The sequence below is a fragment of the Virgibacillus sp. 7505 genome, from assembly GCF_002272135.1.
Taxonomy (GTDB): domain Bacteria; phylum Bacillota; class Bacilli; order Bacillales; family Amphibacillaceae; genus Terribacillus.
In genome coordinates, this window is sequence record NZ_NPBF01000028.1 from 214,505 (window position 1) to 227,944 (window position 13,440).

The following is a 13,440-nucleotide window of genomic DNA, read 5'->3' on the forward strand; positions in this document are numbered from 1 at the left end:
TCCAATCCCTCCTTCATACCTTCTTTTAGCTAACAGCATAGCGTAATCCAATGAAAATTGCTTGTCATAACATCTTATAACTTTCCCCCCTGCTTTTATACATATAGGGTACAATACTCGGTAGAGAATTCAGTTGGAAGGTGGGTTGTGCGATCATGATTAAGGGTATCGGATTAGATATTACAGAATTGGCACGTATCGAAAAAGCGATTGTGCAAAGCGAGAGGATCCTGACTAGGATTCTGACAAAATCAGAACAAACACATTATCATTCACTATCTTCAGATAAACGGAAAGTAGAATTTGCTGCTGGACGATTTGCTGCAAAGGAAGCCTACGCAAAAGCAAGAGGCACCGGTTTAGGCAAATTGGGTCTTCATGATATTGAAATAATGCCGAATGAAGCAGGAGCGCCAGTCCTCAAAGCCAGCGACCAGGCAGAGGGGGAGCAGGTTTTCCTGTCGATTACCCATTCGGATGCATATGCTGCTGCGCAAGTGATCATTACGCAGGATAAATAGACTTGTTTGCATATTATGTGGGCCTGTCTCATAAATTGTAGTGCGGGTAGGAGGGAACAGCGTGTATATTGTCACCGCAAAGGAAATGTACGAAGTGGATCGTTATGCAATGGAGGAAATAGGGATCAGCGGCAGCATCTTAATGGAATCTGCCGGCCGTGCCATTGCTGAAAGGATGAAACCGCTGATCGGAACCACGGACAGAATATTAGTCCTATGTGGCTCCGGCAATAATGGCGGCGATGGATATGTAGTAGCCAGGACGCTGCTGAATGAAGGATATGATGTGGCTGCTGTCCAAGTAGGGCGCAACCTGACAGCCGATGCAGCGATGCATCAGCAGGTTTACGACCGGCTTGGCGGTGAAGTGATGGATGTGGAAGCAGACGCTTTCCAGCCAGCATTGGCTAAAGCGGATATCATTGTGGATGCGATGCTGGGCTTGGGTGTTCGTGGCAAGCTGCGAAGCCCCTATACGGAAACCGTACAGGCTGTCAATGACAGTGATGCACGTGTTTATGCCATTGATTTGCCTTCCGGTGTACCGGCGGATGATGCCTCGGAATTTGAAGAAGCGATCGAAGCCGATTATACCTTCATCATCGAAGCGCCGAAACCTAGCGCCTTCATCCAGAAAACAGCACCTTACTACGGAAAATGGGATACAGTATCCATCGGCCTGCCGGCTGCCTATCTAGGCAGACAAGCCGGTGCCAGAACATGGACTGAAAAGGACGTGAAGCGGTCATTTCCGATCCGGCAGCCTTTTTCTCATAAAGGGACAAATGGCAAAGGATTCCTCATCGGGGGAGGAATTGAAATGCCAGGATCAGTTACGATGTCCAGCATGGCTTCTCTTAGGGCAGGAGCAGGTCTTCTGACTGTCGGAACCTTGCGCCAGGTCATTCCATCTGTATTATCCCACTTGGCAGAAGCGACATTCACTTCTTTGAATGAGGAGAATGGCGTGATAGCCGATACGGAAGACTTGGATGTAAGTCCTTATGATGCAATTGTCGTCGGCATGGGAATGGGACGGAGCGAAGCAACAGCTGCCTTGACGAAACGGGTGCTTGAAGAAGCGGAAGTTCCTGTCCTTTTAGATGCTGATGGTCTTTATCATATCAAATCCGACCTGGAGATCCTTCGGAATAGACAAGCTCCGACAGTTTTGACGCCGCATCCTGGAGAAATGGCCATGCTGCTGGATATGAAAGTGCCAGAACTGCTGGAAAGACCATTCGAGCTGGCTCGGAAATTTGCGATAATGCATCAGGTACATCTCGTGCTGAAAGGGGCATACACCATCATCACCGCCCCAGATGGCAGTCAGGTTGTCAATACGACTGGCAACCCTGGTTTAAGTAAGGGCGGAAGCGGAGATGTACTTTCCGGTATCCTCCTTACAATGCTCATGCAGCACGAGGATCCGATGGAGGCAGTTGCAAACGGAGTTTACATCCACGGAAAAGCAGCCGATGTATTGGTCGAAGATTCGCATTCCCAGCAGGACTTATTGGCAACTGATCTTATGAAGGGGCTGGCCAAGGTTTTTCGTACCATTTCCGATTGACGGGGGCATGTTCTCTTTGTTCGCTTTATAGCTGACAAAGGAGTGTGACCATGAAAAAATTTGCTGGTTTGATTGTCTTTGCTGCCTTTTTATTCTTATTAGCCGGCTGCAGTGAAGCCTCTCAGGAAGATGTAGTAAAGAAGCTGGAAGAGACATCAGCTGAGCTGCAAGGCTACAAGGCCGAAGCCACTATGAAGCTGAACACAGGAGAAGAACAGCAAGCCTACGGTATTGACGTGTGGTATCAGAAAGACGACCATTACCGGGTCTTGTTGAAAAATGATACCGATGAGCAGGGCAGTCAGGTGATTCTGCGCAATAAAGATGGCGTATTCGTTCTCACGCCTGCTTTGAAGAAGAGCTTCAAATTCCAGAGCGAGTGGCCTTATAACAGCAGTCAGCCGTATTTGTTCCAATCGCTCGTGCAGGATGTTCTGAAGGACAATACTGCGACCTTCGAATCTACAGAAGAGCATTATGTGTTCCAGACGAAAACGACATATCAGAACAATACAACGCTGCCTTACCAGGAAATCTATTTCAACAAAAAAACATATACACCTGAGCTGGTAAAAGTATTGGATAAAGATAAAAAGCCGATGGTCGAAGTAGCCTTCTCCGCATTCAAACTTGATCCGAAGTTCGGTGAAAAGGACTTTGAACTAGAGAACAATATGACTGGATCTCTATCCGGGGTACCAGCTTCTGCAGTACCGGATGAACAGCAAGGATTGACTGTGTTATATCCGACAGAGACGGCGGGGGCTGCACTTGCTGAGGAGAAGGAAGTCAATGCTGACGGGAAGGAACGGGTAATCCTGACATATGAAGGCGAGAAGAGTTTTACATTGATTCAGGAACAAGCGGATGTATCCGAGACTGCTGCAGCCGCAGCGATACCGGCTAGCGGCGAACCAATCAGCCTCGGTTTCACCGTAGGAGCCATTACCTCCTCCAGTCTGACATGGACAAACAACGGCGTCGATTATATGCTTGCCAGTGAGGAATTGACGCGGGAAGAAATCCAGGAAGTAGCGGCATCCATCAATGGCCAGGCTATGAAATAATGAGCAGAAGCAGACGAACCCAGTCTGCTTTTTTTGTTTTCCTGCTATAATAGACGGAGGTAAAAATTGTAGGAGATGAATACAAAATGAAGGTCGACCATTTTTATCGGGATTCTTGGGTGGAAATAAATCTCGATCATGTTGAATATAATATAAAGCAACTGGCAGCACATATCGGAGAAGACAAAGGGATTTATGCGGTTGTCAAAGCGAATGCATATGGACATGGATATGCCCAAGTCGCGCAGGCTGCGCTGAACGCCGGAGCATCAGCACTGGCGGTCGCTTTTCTGGATGAGGCGATTCATTTGCGAAAAGCCGGCATACAGGCGGCGATCCTTGTGCTCGGAGCAACTCGTGCTGAGGATGCGGCAATTGCTGCAGAGCATGATATTTCGCTTACCTTTTACCGTAAGGATTGGCTGGAGGCAGTGCGTGCCCAACACTTCCGCAAGCCCCTTCAGCTGCATATGAAGCTGGATACGGGAATGGGGAGATTAGGCTTCCGGACAGCGGAAGAAATTCACTCTGTATTGCCAATGCTTGATGCGCCGTCTTTAACCCTGGAAGGTGTCTATACACATTTTGCAACAGCAGATGAGTCTGATTTGGCGTATTTTGAAGGACAGCGAAGCAAATTTGACGAGTTATTCAAGTCTCTGCGGGAGGAATGGCACCACCCAGTCATCGTCCACACAGACAATAGTGCAGCCAGCATGCGTTTTGCTGCGGATGAGTCGGATTTTGTCCGTTTCGGCATCGGCATGTATGGACTTTATCCGTCAAAGACCGTCAAAGAAGAGCATCCGATAGCACTCCGTCAAGCGTTTTCCCTGCACAGTAAACTAGTGCACGTCAAACAGCTTGAAGCACATGAAGCGGTGAGTTATGGCGCAACCTATGAAACAGATAAACCGGAATGGATCGGGACAATGCCTATCGGATATGCAGATGGATGGATCCGCAAAATGCAAGGATTCGAGGTACTTATAGATGGCAAGAGAATGCCGATTGTAGGCAGGGTCTGCATGGATCAATGCATGGTGAAGCTTGATAAAGCCTATCCAACCGGTACGGAAGTTGTTCTCATCGGTTCACAGCTGGATGCTTTTATCAGCATGGATGAAGTGGCAGACTGGGTAGACACTATCAATTATGAGATTCCTTGCCTTATTGGCGCTCGAATGCCGCGCGTCTATAAACGCTCTGGTCAGATTGTCGAAATCGCCAATGCACTTTCTCCTGGCGAAAGCTTATAATTTTCGGCAGAAAGTCAGCCTTTCTCCCAAGCTTTTTGTTTGAAAAAGGCTTTTTTTATCAAAAAGTTCCGGAGGGTCCTTTGCAAACACATGGCTCGGATGGTATGATGAAAGTGGATTTTTACAGAAACGACCCGAGCGAATTGGTGGAGGTGTATGGTTGTGTCCGAAGGCTTACAAGAAATCGTTGTAAAGCTGCCTAAGAAACTCCTGAATGAGGTGGATGGTTTGATGCAGAACAATAACAATAGTCTCGATCATTTCTTCTATCAAGCGGCTAAGTCATACGTGCAGGAAAGAAAGAATATTCGTGAGACCATGCAAAAAGGGTACATGGAAATGGCACGTATCAATCTAAATATCGCTTCAGAAGCTTTTCAAGCTGAAGAGGAGGCAGAAGTAACGTTAGAGCGCCTTGTAAGCGGGGTGTAGGCCTTTGATCGTTAAAAGAGGCGAAGTCTATTTCGCCGACCTGTCCCCGGTGGTGGGATCAGAACAGGGGGGCGTGCGCCCGGTATTGGTCCTGCAGAATGATATCGGAAACCGATTCAGTCCGACCGTCATCATAGCAGCGATAACGGCACAAATCCAAAAAGCCAAGCTGCCGACCCACGTGGAGATCGATGCCAAGAAGTATGGATTTGAACGGGATTCCGTCATTCTTCTGGAACAGATCCGAACAATCGACAAGCAGCGGCTGACTGATAAAATCACACAGCTGGACCCTCCAATGATGGAGAATATAAATCGAGCACTTGAAATAAGTCTAGGGCTTACAGAGTTCTAGATATGGAATAGTCCTTGCGTATATAAACGTGAGGGCTTTTTATTTTGATTTCAGTCCTATTGGAATTTGGTATATACTAAGAAGAAGTCGCCTTATTGGCAAGGCGGGCGTATTGGTGTTAGATTAAGAGTAGATAATAGTGACCTTGAACATATGACTGCAGCAAGTCAGCCTTTGACAAGGTGAACGTTACAATACGGGGGTTTCATGATGGCAAAAAATCTGAAGGAGATTCTGGTTGGAAATAGTAATGATCTGGTTCATATGTGGCTTGAGGAAGTCGCAGAGAAGCAGAAGGAAGTAGCAAATTCTACAATTTCACAGGATCTTTTCGAAAACACCAATCGGGAATTCGTCAATATCATTTTCGGCAGTGTCGAAAAGGAGAGTTTGACTTCCGATCTGGACAGTTTTACTGAACGCGTAATTAACTTGGGTTGGCCGCTCAGCTATCTAACGGATGGTCTGCAGCTTTTTAAGCGTGTCGCAATTGAGTTTCTCATTGAACATGAAGAATTGGATGTACCTGTACCAAAGGTTCTGCGTCATGTGGACGAGCTTGTCAATCCAGTGATCAACCAGCTTGTGAATGAGTATTCCGGCAGCTGGGAAAATACAGTTTCACTCCAGCGTGTCGCATTGCAAGAGCTTTCTGCACCGTTGATTCCGGTTATGGACAATATTACGGTCATGCCTCTTATCGGTACCATTGATACCGAGCGTGCAAAATTCATAATGGAGAACTTACTCGATGGAGTAATCAAACACCATGCCGAGGTTGTGCTGATCGATATCACCGGGGTGCCAGTTGTGGACACGATGGTTGCGCATCACATCATCCAGGCGGCAGAAGCAGTGAGACTGATCGGTTCTACTTGTATCCTTGTTGGCATTAGACCCGAGATAGCTCAGACGATAGTGAATCTTGGGATAGATCTTAGTAAGTTCCCGACGAAAAGCTCTCTGCGCAAAGGATTTACAACGGCTCTTGAAATGACGAATCAAATGATCGTACAAACAAACAGCGAAGAACAGACTATAGAAGAGCTGATCGATTCGCTTGATAGGAGTGAACAATCGTGAGAATTCCAATATTGAAGCTGCATAATTACTTGCTGATCAGTATCCAGATTGATCTTGATGATCAGACTGCCATTCAATTCCAGGAAGACCTGCTCAACAAAATTCATCAAAGCGGAGCAACAGGGGTAGTTATCGACCTGACGTCTGTTGACATTATCGATTCCTTTATCGCCAAGGTACTAGGTGATGTGGTGACGATGTCAGACTTGATGGGAGCAAAAGTCGTGCTGACCGGCATTCAGCCAGCCGTTGCAGTAACACTAATTGATTTGGGCATTCATTTGAATGAGGTAACTACGGCATTAGATCTAGAACAAGGATTGATTAAATTGCGCCAGGAACTGGAGGAGTGAAAATGGACTTCAGAACCTGTGTAAATATACAGAAAGAATGGGACATTGTCGGTGCCAGACAATTCGGCCGCGACTTTTCGAAGAAGCTTGGCTTCGGGATTGTTGACCAGGCCCGTATAGCAACTGCTATATCAGAGCTTGCACGCAATATCTACCTGTATGCAGGAAGCGGTAAGATCTGCTTCGATGAGGTGGAGAACGTCGGTTCACGCGGAATTTGCATTGTTGCCATTGATACAGGTCCCGGTATAAAAGATATCAGTCAGGTAATGGAAGATGGTTTCTCCACATCTGGAGGTCTTGGCGCAGGTCTTCCTGGTGTAAAACGCTTGATGGATGAATTCGATATAACTTCAAAGACAGGCGAAGGAACGGAAATCCGCGTCGTTAAATGGGTTCGTTAGAGGAGGTTGATGCCAGGTGGATGCGCTTAAGCTAGATCTGTCACACTATCGTGAACTGCTCAAACAATACATCAATACACAAGACGAGTCTGCCTTATACGAGGCAGAGCAGATAAGTAAACGCTCCATACAGCATAATATCTCGCTGGAGGAGATCATCAACACGCATATCAATGCGCTGGAAGATATTTATCCTGATCTTCCGGAGAACATTCAGCACTCGATGAGCTTTCTGTTGGAAGTAATGATTTCTTACGGGCTGGCATTGCAGGAATTCCAGGATCTTCGTGAAACACAGCTGGAGATAAAATCGGAAATTTCCGTAGCGGCCAGAATGCAAAATACATTGCTGTCAACAGTGAAGCCGGATGTAGAAGGTTTCGATATCGGAGTTGTCAGTGTACCTGCAAATCAAATGAATGGTGACTATCACCACTTCATCCATCATGAAGATGGTACTGTAGGTATAACGGTGGCTGATGTGATCGGCAAAGGTATCCCGGCAGCATTATGCATGTCGATGATCAAATACGCAATGGAAAGCTTTCCGTCTGAGCATAAAAACCCGAGTGAAATACTGGAAAGCCTTAATCGGGTAGTGGAACGGAATGTCGATCCAAGTATGTTCATTACAATGTTTTATGCACTTTTCAATCCGGCAGCCAGCACAATATCCTATTCATCAGCGGGACATGAGCCAGGCTTCTATTATCATGCTGCTGACGATACCTTTGAAGAGATTCGGGCAAAAGGTGTCGTTCTTGGCGTGACAGATATGGCCCAGTACCGCCAGTATGAAAGGGAGATCCATGCTGGTGATATGGTTATCCTGCTTACCGACGGTGTGACGGAATGCCGTCAAGGAGATCGCTTCATCGAGAGTGAGGAAGTGCTTGAGGTTATCAAGAGTTTTTCCCATCTTTCAGCGCAGGAGTTGGTGGAAAACGTGTATAAGCATTTTGAAAGACTCCAGGATTTTCACCTGCGAGATGATTTTACATTGATAATTATCAAAAAAGATGTTTAAAAAAAGAACAAACGGGTATTACATAGGAATGGTAACTAGCCCTTAGGAGGTACATGATGAACTTAACTGTTGACGTACAAGAAAAAGAAGGAAAATCAGTAGTTTTATTAGCTGGTGAAATAGATGCGTATACAGCTCCTAAACTGAAAGAGACACTTTTATCCCTTACCGAAAAAGAGGGCAGTAAAGTGGAGGTTAATCTGGAGCATGTTAATTATATGGACAGTACCGGATTAGGCGTATTCGTTAGCGGGTTGAAATCGACAAAAGAAAACAACAGTGAATTGAAGCTCGTACAGCTGCAGGACCGTGTATACCGTTTGTTCGAGATTACAGGTTTGATCGATGTGATCGATGTTGACAAAACAGTACAAGGTGGCTATTAATTATGGAATCGTTCGATTTTATCGAGATTAAAGTACCGGCTAAACCAGAATACGTTGGGGTAATTCGACTGACCAGCTCAGGTGTTGCAAACCGGATGGGCTTTTCCTACGAGGATATCGAGGATTTGAAGGTTGCAATTTCCGAGGCGGTAACAAACACTGTGAACCATGCATATGAGAAAGATGAAGATGGCGAAGTTACAATTGGTTTCGGTGTTTATGAAAATCGGCTCGAAGTCATGGTCGCAGATCACGGCGGCAGTTTCAACTTGGATCAAGTGAAACGGAATATTGGACCATATGAAGCTGCAGAACCAATTGAACAGCTGAGGGAGGGCGGTTTCGGTTTATTCCTGATTGACGCGTTGATGGACAAAGTGGAAATCAATAGCGATTCCGGAGTGATCGTCCTCATGACGAAATACCTTCATGAAAATGGGGTGGGACTAGATGACGACCAAATCTCAACCACACAATAACCGTGAGGATGAGGTTTATAAATGGATAGATCATCTGCAAAAGTATCCCACAGATGAAGAAATCCAAGAAAAAATCGTACTCACATACAAAGATCTTGTCACATCCATAGCGAGGAAATACTCTAAGAACAGTTCCATCCATGAAGATTTGGTTCAAGTTGGAATGCTCGGCTTGCTTGCAGCGATCCGTCGGTATAATCCGGAATTCGGCAAGTCATTCGAATCATTTGCTATTCCGACCATCATCGGAGAAATCAAACGTTTTATTCGTGATAAGACATGGAGTGTCCATGTGCCGCGGCGGATCAAAGAACTGGGTCCGAAAATTCGTAAAGCAATCGACGAGCTGACTACTGATAATCAGAAGTCCCCGACTGTGGCGGAAATCGCTGCTTTTCTGGAAGTGTCCGAGGAGGACATTTTAGAGACAATGGAAATGGGCAAAAGCTACAAGGCATTGTCTGTTGACAGAAAGATTGAAGCTGATTCAGATGGCAGTACTGTAGCGATCCTTGATTTGGTAGGTTCGACGGATAATGGCTACGAAGATATTGACCGCAGAATGCTGCTGGAAAAGGTGCTGCCGATTCTTAGTGAGCGGGAGCAGGAAATTCTTCGCTGCACTTATTTTGAGAATATGAGTCAAAAAGACACAGGAGAAAGACTCGGTATTTCTCAGATGCATGTATCGCGTCTGCAGCGCAGAGCCCTGCGCAAATTACGGGAAGCCTTACAAGCTGAAGGTGCTGACAGCTTTGAGTGATACTTATCTCCATATGGATGTGTCGGCGTTTCAGGAGCCTAAAAAGGGCAACTATTATTGCGGAGATAGTTATTTCTATCACGAATCGGAACATGAATTCATCTGTGTCCTGGCGGATGGTCTTGGAAGCGGAGAATTTGCTAAAGAGTCATCACAGGTTGTAGTAGATGTGATTCAAGACCATGTACACAGCGGAATCGATGAATTGATCAGGAGATCAAACGAAGTGCTGGTAGGGAAACGCGGAGTTGTACTCGGTATCCTAAAGGTGGATTATCGGGCAGGTACGTATTCCTTCACTAGCATTGGGAATATCGGAATCATGACGATTACGAGCGGCAAAAGGGAACGCTGTATACCAAGCCAGGGTTTTCTTGCAGGGTATCCGCGGAAATATAAAATTTCCCGAGGGATTCTACAGGATGACATGATATTCGTCATGTTTTCTGATGGGGTGTCTGATAACGAGCTTACACAAGACCTTTTCAAAGAAAAGGACGTACGCAAGATACGGGATATGTTCGCTCTTTCCAAACAAAAGCCGCATAAAGATGATATTACTATGATAGCTATGAAATACACGGAATAGGATCGGTGCCTGACTCAGGTGCTGATCCTTTTTTTATCTGTCCGCCAATTCTGCTACAATGGATATAGAAGCAGTCAGGAGGAACAAAATTGGAACCAACCATTCAAGCCAGACTCATCCAATGGGTCGAAAAAGAAACATCAATTAAGCAATCATCAATTAAGCAGGTCATCTATTTGCTGGAAGAGGGCAATACAGTACCGTTTATTGCGCGTTACCGGAAAGAGCAGACTGGCGCTCTTGATGAAGTTGAAATCAAAGCGATTCAAGATAAATGGGAGTATGCACAGCAGCTCCATCAGCGGAAGACAGAAGTAATCCGCTTGATTGAAGAACAAGGCAAACTGACAGAAGAACTGAAGCGTGATATTCTGGCAGCCATGCAGCTGCAGCGTATCGAAGACTTGTATCGCCCCTATAAGCAAAAGCGGCGCACAAAAGCTACAATCGCTAAAGAAAAAGGCTTGGAGCCCCTAGCCAAGGGGTTGTATGAGCAAACAATCCAGCACCTTGAAAAAGAAGCCAAAGCGTATATCGACCCTGAGAAAGAACTGCAGACGGTTGAAGAAGTGCTGCAAGGTGCAAGTGACATAGTAGCCGAATGGATCAGTGAGCAAGCTGCTTTCCGGGACTATATCCGAGAAAAGACAGAGAAGCAAGGTATGCTGTTAACGAAAGTAAAAAAGGCAGAAGACGATGAAAAAGGCGTATATGAAATGTATTATGAGTATCAGGAGCCAATTCGTCAGATGGCGTCCCATCGGACATTAGCTGTCAACCGCGGTGAGAAAGAAGGCATACTGCGGGTAACTGTTGAGCCTCCTGCAGATGTCATTCTAGGTTATCTTAAACGGAAAGTCATCAAGCAAAGAACTGCTGCTGATGTGGCATCTGTCTTGCAGACAGTTATAGAGGACAGCTATAAGCGTCTCATCCAGCCATCCGTCGAACGGGAAATTCGCTCCATGCTGTCAGAGAAAGCGGAAGAGCAAGCAATTAAAATCTTCTCGGAGAACTTGAAAAACCTTCTTCTTCAGCCGCCATTGAAGGGCCGGGTTGTATTAGGTGTGGATCCGGCTTTTCGCACGGGCTGTAAGCTGGCAGTAATAGATGAGACGGGAAAATTGCTCGAAAAAAATGTCATCTATCCTACTGCACCGCGTCATGATATCAAAGGAGCTGGTAAAGTCGTTGAGGCTTTATTGAATAAGTATGATGTAGAACTAATTGCAATTGGTAACGGAACTGCATCACGGGAAACAGAACAATTCATTGCAGATGTAATAAAACAGACGGAAAGCAACGTCGCTTATATAATCGTAAATGAGGCGGGTGCAAGTGTGTATTCTGCATCAGAATTAGCGAGAAAAGAATTTCCGGAACTGCAAGTAGAAGAACGAAGTGCTATTTCCATCGGTCGCAGAGTTCAGGATCCATTAGCAGAACTAGTCAAAATCGATCCAAAATCGATTGGTGTTGGACAGTACCAGCATGATGTGGGACAAAAAAGATTGAATGATTCCCTAGGTTTTGTTGTGGAGACTGCGGTAAACCAAGTAGGTGTCAATGTAAACACAGCTTCTGAATCCTTGCTGCAGTATGTATCTGGATTTAGTAAGACGGTGGCAGCGAATGTCGTGAAGCAGCGGAATGAGATTGGTAAGTTTTCTTCGCGTAAGCAGCTTAAGTCTATTCCTAGGCTCGGCAGCAAGACATATGAACAGAGTATCGGATTTCTGCGTGTCCTGGACGGCGAGGAGCCGCTTGATAGAACGCCGATCCATCCAGAGAGTTATGCTGCCACCAAGCAGCTTCTGAAGCGGCTTGGTGCGGATGTAGTGGATATAGGGACTGATAAACTGCGAGAGAAGCTTGCAGATCTTGATATAGCCGTGATTGCTGCAGAATTGGGCATCGGTGATCTTACTCTCCGGGATATCGTACAAGCCCTTAATCAACCAGGGAGAGATCCGCGTGATGATTTTGATCAACCATTATTGAAGCAGGATGTATTGGCAATGGAAGATCTTAAAGAAGGGATGGAACTGCAAGGAACTGTCCGAAATGTCGTTGATTTTGGTGTGTTCGTCGACATAGGGGTTAAGCAAGATGGACTTGTCCATATATCCAAAATGTCTAATAAGTTTGTGAAGCATCCGATGGATATTGCATCGGTAGGAGATGTAGTCACTGTTTGGGTAGATAGAGTAGATATTGACAAACAGCGAATTGCACTTACAATGGTGAAGTAACAATAACAGCGAAAAAGCCCCTCTCCCCTCGTGGGACAGGGGCTTTAGCCGCCGTTGGACTGCTGTTTCCGTTTATAAAAGAACCAGCATTGATTCAAAACCTTCAATTGGTTTACGTTTTTAGTGAGGAAAGCTTGTGAAAGTTGATTTTTCAACCAATTAGGCATTCTTTTACCTCCTGCAGCCTATGGATGTCGGAAAAAATGAATGTCTGCAGTATCATATGCATAACAGAAACTGGAGGTGCCTGCGTTAATGAGAGAAATAACAATGGATAATCTGCAGCAAATCGTCGAAGAGATTTCCGTCGCATGGTTCAATCGGCCATTTGTCGATACAGCAAGGTATAACAATAGGCTGCGAACGACTGGAGGCAGGTACCTGCCGGGTAAACGGATAATCGAGATTAATCCGAAGTATTTGCAGGAGCTTGGGCAGGAAGAGACAATTGGAATTATCAAACACGAACTATGTCATTACCATCTTCATATAGAAGGGAAGGGGTACGGTCATAGGGATCCAGAATTCCGCGAACTCCTGCGGCAGACGAAGTCACCACGCTTTTGTAATATGCTTCCGTCTGTTAAGGAAAAGAAGCTTTTATATTACAGATGTACGAAATGCAAGCATGTGTATAAGCGAAGAAAGACAGTGAATACGCGTAAATATGGTTGCGGTAAATGCGGAGGGACGCTGAAAAAGCTAGAGAATACTGAGTTACTGGAGAAATAAAACAAGAAAGGACAAAAACTTTCAAGAAAAGTGTTGACGTGTTCCGTAATCCATGATAAATTTATTAAGCCGTCGACGAACGGTGCAAGAAAAAATCACGAAAGTGGTTGACACACAGCGAAAGATGTTGTAAGATACATAAGGTCGCTAACAAAGTGATTAAAA

General features: G+C 45.5%; 17 protein-coding genes. 16 read left to right on the forward strand and 1 reads right to left on the reverse strand.

What is annotated here, in order from left to right:
• Positions 1 to 155: 155 nt before the first annotated feature.
• From acpS to CHH91_RS14025, 15 genes are all read left to right on the forward strand, one after another.
• Positions 156 to 521 carry a holo-ACP synthase gene (acpS, locus tag CHH91_RS13955; protein ID WP_095224063.1) on the forward strand — a complete coding sequence of 122 codons (366 nt, stop codon included), beginning with the start codon at positions 156 to 158 and terminating at the stop codon, positions 519 to 521.
• A 61-nt stretch (positions 522 to 582) separates the two neighbouring features.
• Positions 583 to 2,094 carry an NAD(P)H-hydrate dehydratase gene (locus CHH91_RS13960; protein ID WP_095224064.1) on the forward strand — a complete coding sequence of 504 codons (1,512 nt, stop codon included), beginning with the start codon at positions 583 to 585 and terminating at the stop codon, positions 2,092 to 2,094.
• Positions 2,095 to 2,144: 50 nt separating this feature from the next.
• A complete protein-coding gene (locus tag CHH91_RS13965) occupies positions 2,145 to 3,161 on the forward strand; it encodes a LolA family protein (RefSeq protein ID WP_095224065.1) in 1,017 nt (338 codons plus the stop codon).
• Positions 3,162 to 3,247: 86 nt separating this feature from the next.
• Positions 3,248 to 4,420 carry an alanine racemase gene (alr, locus tag CHH91_RS13970; protein ID WP_095224066.1) on the forward strand — a complete coding sequence of 391 codons (1,173 nt, stop codon included), beginning with the start codon at positions 3,248 to 3,250 and terminating at the stop codon, positions 4,418 to 4,420.
• A gap of 156 nt (positions 4,421 to 4,576) precedes the next feature.
• On the forward strand, positions 4,577 to 4,852 hold the full coding sequence (locus CHH91_RS13975) for a hypothetical protein (RefSeq protein ID WP_038558136.1): 276 nt from the start codon (positions 4,577 to 4,579) through the stop codon (positions 4,850 to 4,852).
• A 4-nt stretch (positions 4,853 to 4,856) separates the two neighbouring features.
• On the forward strand, positions 4,857 to 5,207 hold the full coding sequence (locus tag CHH91_RS13980) for a type II toxin-antitoxin system PemK/MazF family toxin (RefSeq protein ID WP_038558138.1): 351 nt from the start codon (positions 4,857 to 4,859) through the stop codon (positions 5,205 to 5,207).
• 210 nt (positions 5,208 to 5,417) lie between these two features.
• Positions 5,418 to 6,290 (forward strand): RsbT co-antagonist protein RsbRA, encoded by an 873-nt coding sequence (locus CHH91_RS13985; RefSeq protein WP_095224067.1) that lies wholly within the window; start codon positions 5,418 to 5,420, stop codon positions 6,288 to 6,290.
• The gene (locus CHH91_RS13990; RefSeq protein WP_038558142.1) at positions 6,287 to 6,643 is read left to right on the forward strand and encodes an STAS domain-containing protein; all 357 of its coding nucleotides are present in this window, start codon (positions 6,287 to 6,289) and stop codon (positions 6,641 to 6,643) included. The genes CHH91_RS13985 and CHH91_RS13990 overlap by 4 nt, the downstream gene beginning before the upstream one ends.
• Positions 6,644 to 6,645: 2 nt before the next feature.
• Positions 6,646 to 7,047, forward strand: a complete 402-nt coding sequence (locus tag CHH91_RS13995) for an anti-sigma regulatory factor (RefSeq protein WP_038558144.1) — start codon at positions 6,646 to 6,648, stop codon at positions 7,045 to 7,047.
• 16 nt (positions 7,048 to 7,063) lie between these two features.
• Positions 7,064 to 8,074 (forward strand): PP2C family protein-serine/threonine phosphatase, encoded by a 1,011-nt coding sequence (locus CHH91_RS14000; RefSeq protein WP_095224068.1) that lies wholly within the window; start codon positions 7,064 to 7,066, stop codon positions 8,072 to 8,074.
• Between the two features lie 56 nt (positions 8,075 to 8,130).
• Positions 8,131 to 8,460 (forward strand): STAS domain-containing protein, encoded by a 330-nt coding sequence (locus CHH91_RS14005; RefSeq protein WP_095224069.1) that lies wholly within the window; start codon positions 8,131 to 8,133, stop codon positions 8,458 to 8,460.
• Positions 8,461 to 8,462: 2 nt separating this feature from the next.
• Positions 8,463 to 8,939, forward strand: a complete 477-nt coding sequence (rsbW, locus tag CHH91_RS14010; protein WP_038558151.1) for an anti-sigma B factor RsbW — start codon at positions 8,463 to 8,465, stop codon at positions 8,937 to 8,939.
• The gene (sigB, locus tag CHH91_RS14015; protein ID WP_095224070.1) at positions 8,911 to 9,702 is read left to right on the forward strand and encodes an RNA polymerase sigma factor SigB; all 792 of its coding nucleotides are present in this window, start codon (positions 8,911 to 8,913) and stop codon (positions 9,700 to 9,702) included. The genes rsbW and sigB overlap by 29 nt, the downstream gene beginning before the upstream one ends.
• Entirely contained in the window at positions 9,695 to 10,291 is a 597-nt protein-coding gene (locus tag CHH91_RS14020) for a SpoIIE family protein phosphatase (RefSeq protein ID WP_286160787.1), read from the forward strand. Before sigB ends, CHH91_RS14020 begins: the two co-directional genes overlap by 8 nt.
• Positions 10,292 to 10,380: 89 nt before the next feature.
• On the forward strand, positions 10,381 to 12,543 hold the full coding sequence (locus tag CHH91_RS14025; protein ID WP_095224072.1) for a Tex family protein: 2,163 nt from the start codon (positions 10,381 to 10,383) through the stop codon (positions 12,541 to 12,543).
• 44 nt (positions 12,544 to 12,587) lie between these two features.
• Here CHH91_RS14025 and cmpA read toward each other — a convergent pair whose 3' ends face one another.
• Positions 12,588 to 12,710: a cortex morphogenetic protein CmpA gene (cmpA, locus tag CHH91_RS14030; protein ID WP_095224073.1), complete on the reverse strand. Its 123-nt coding sequence runs from the start codon at positions 12,708 to 12,710 to the stop codon at positions 12,588 to 12,590.
• Positions 12,711 to 12,798: 88 nt separating this feature from the next.
• Here cmpA and CHH91_RS14035 point away from each other — a divergent pair, with 88 nt between their 5' ends.
• Entirely contained in the window at positions 12,799 to 13,275 is a 477-nt protein-coding gene (locus tag CHH91_RS14035; RefSeq protein WP_095224074.1) for a SprT family protein, read from the forward strand.
• The last annotated feature ends 165 nt before the right edge of the window (positions 13,276 to 13,440 follow it).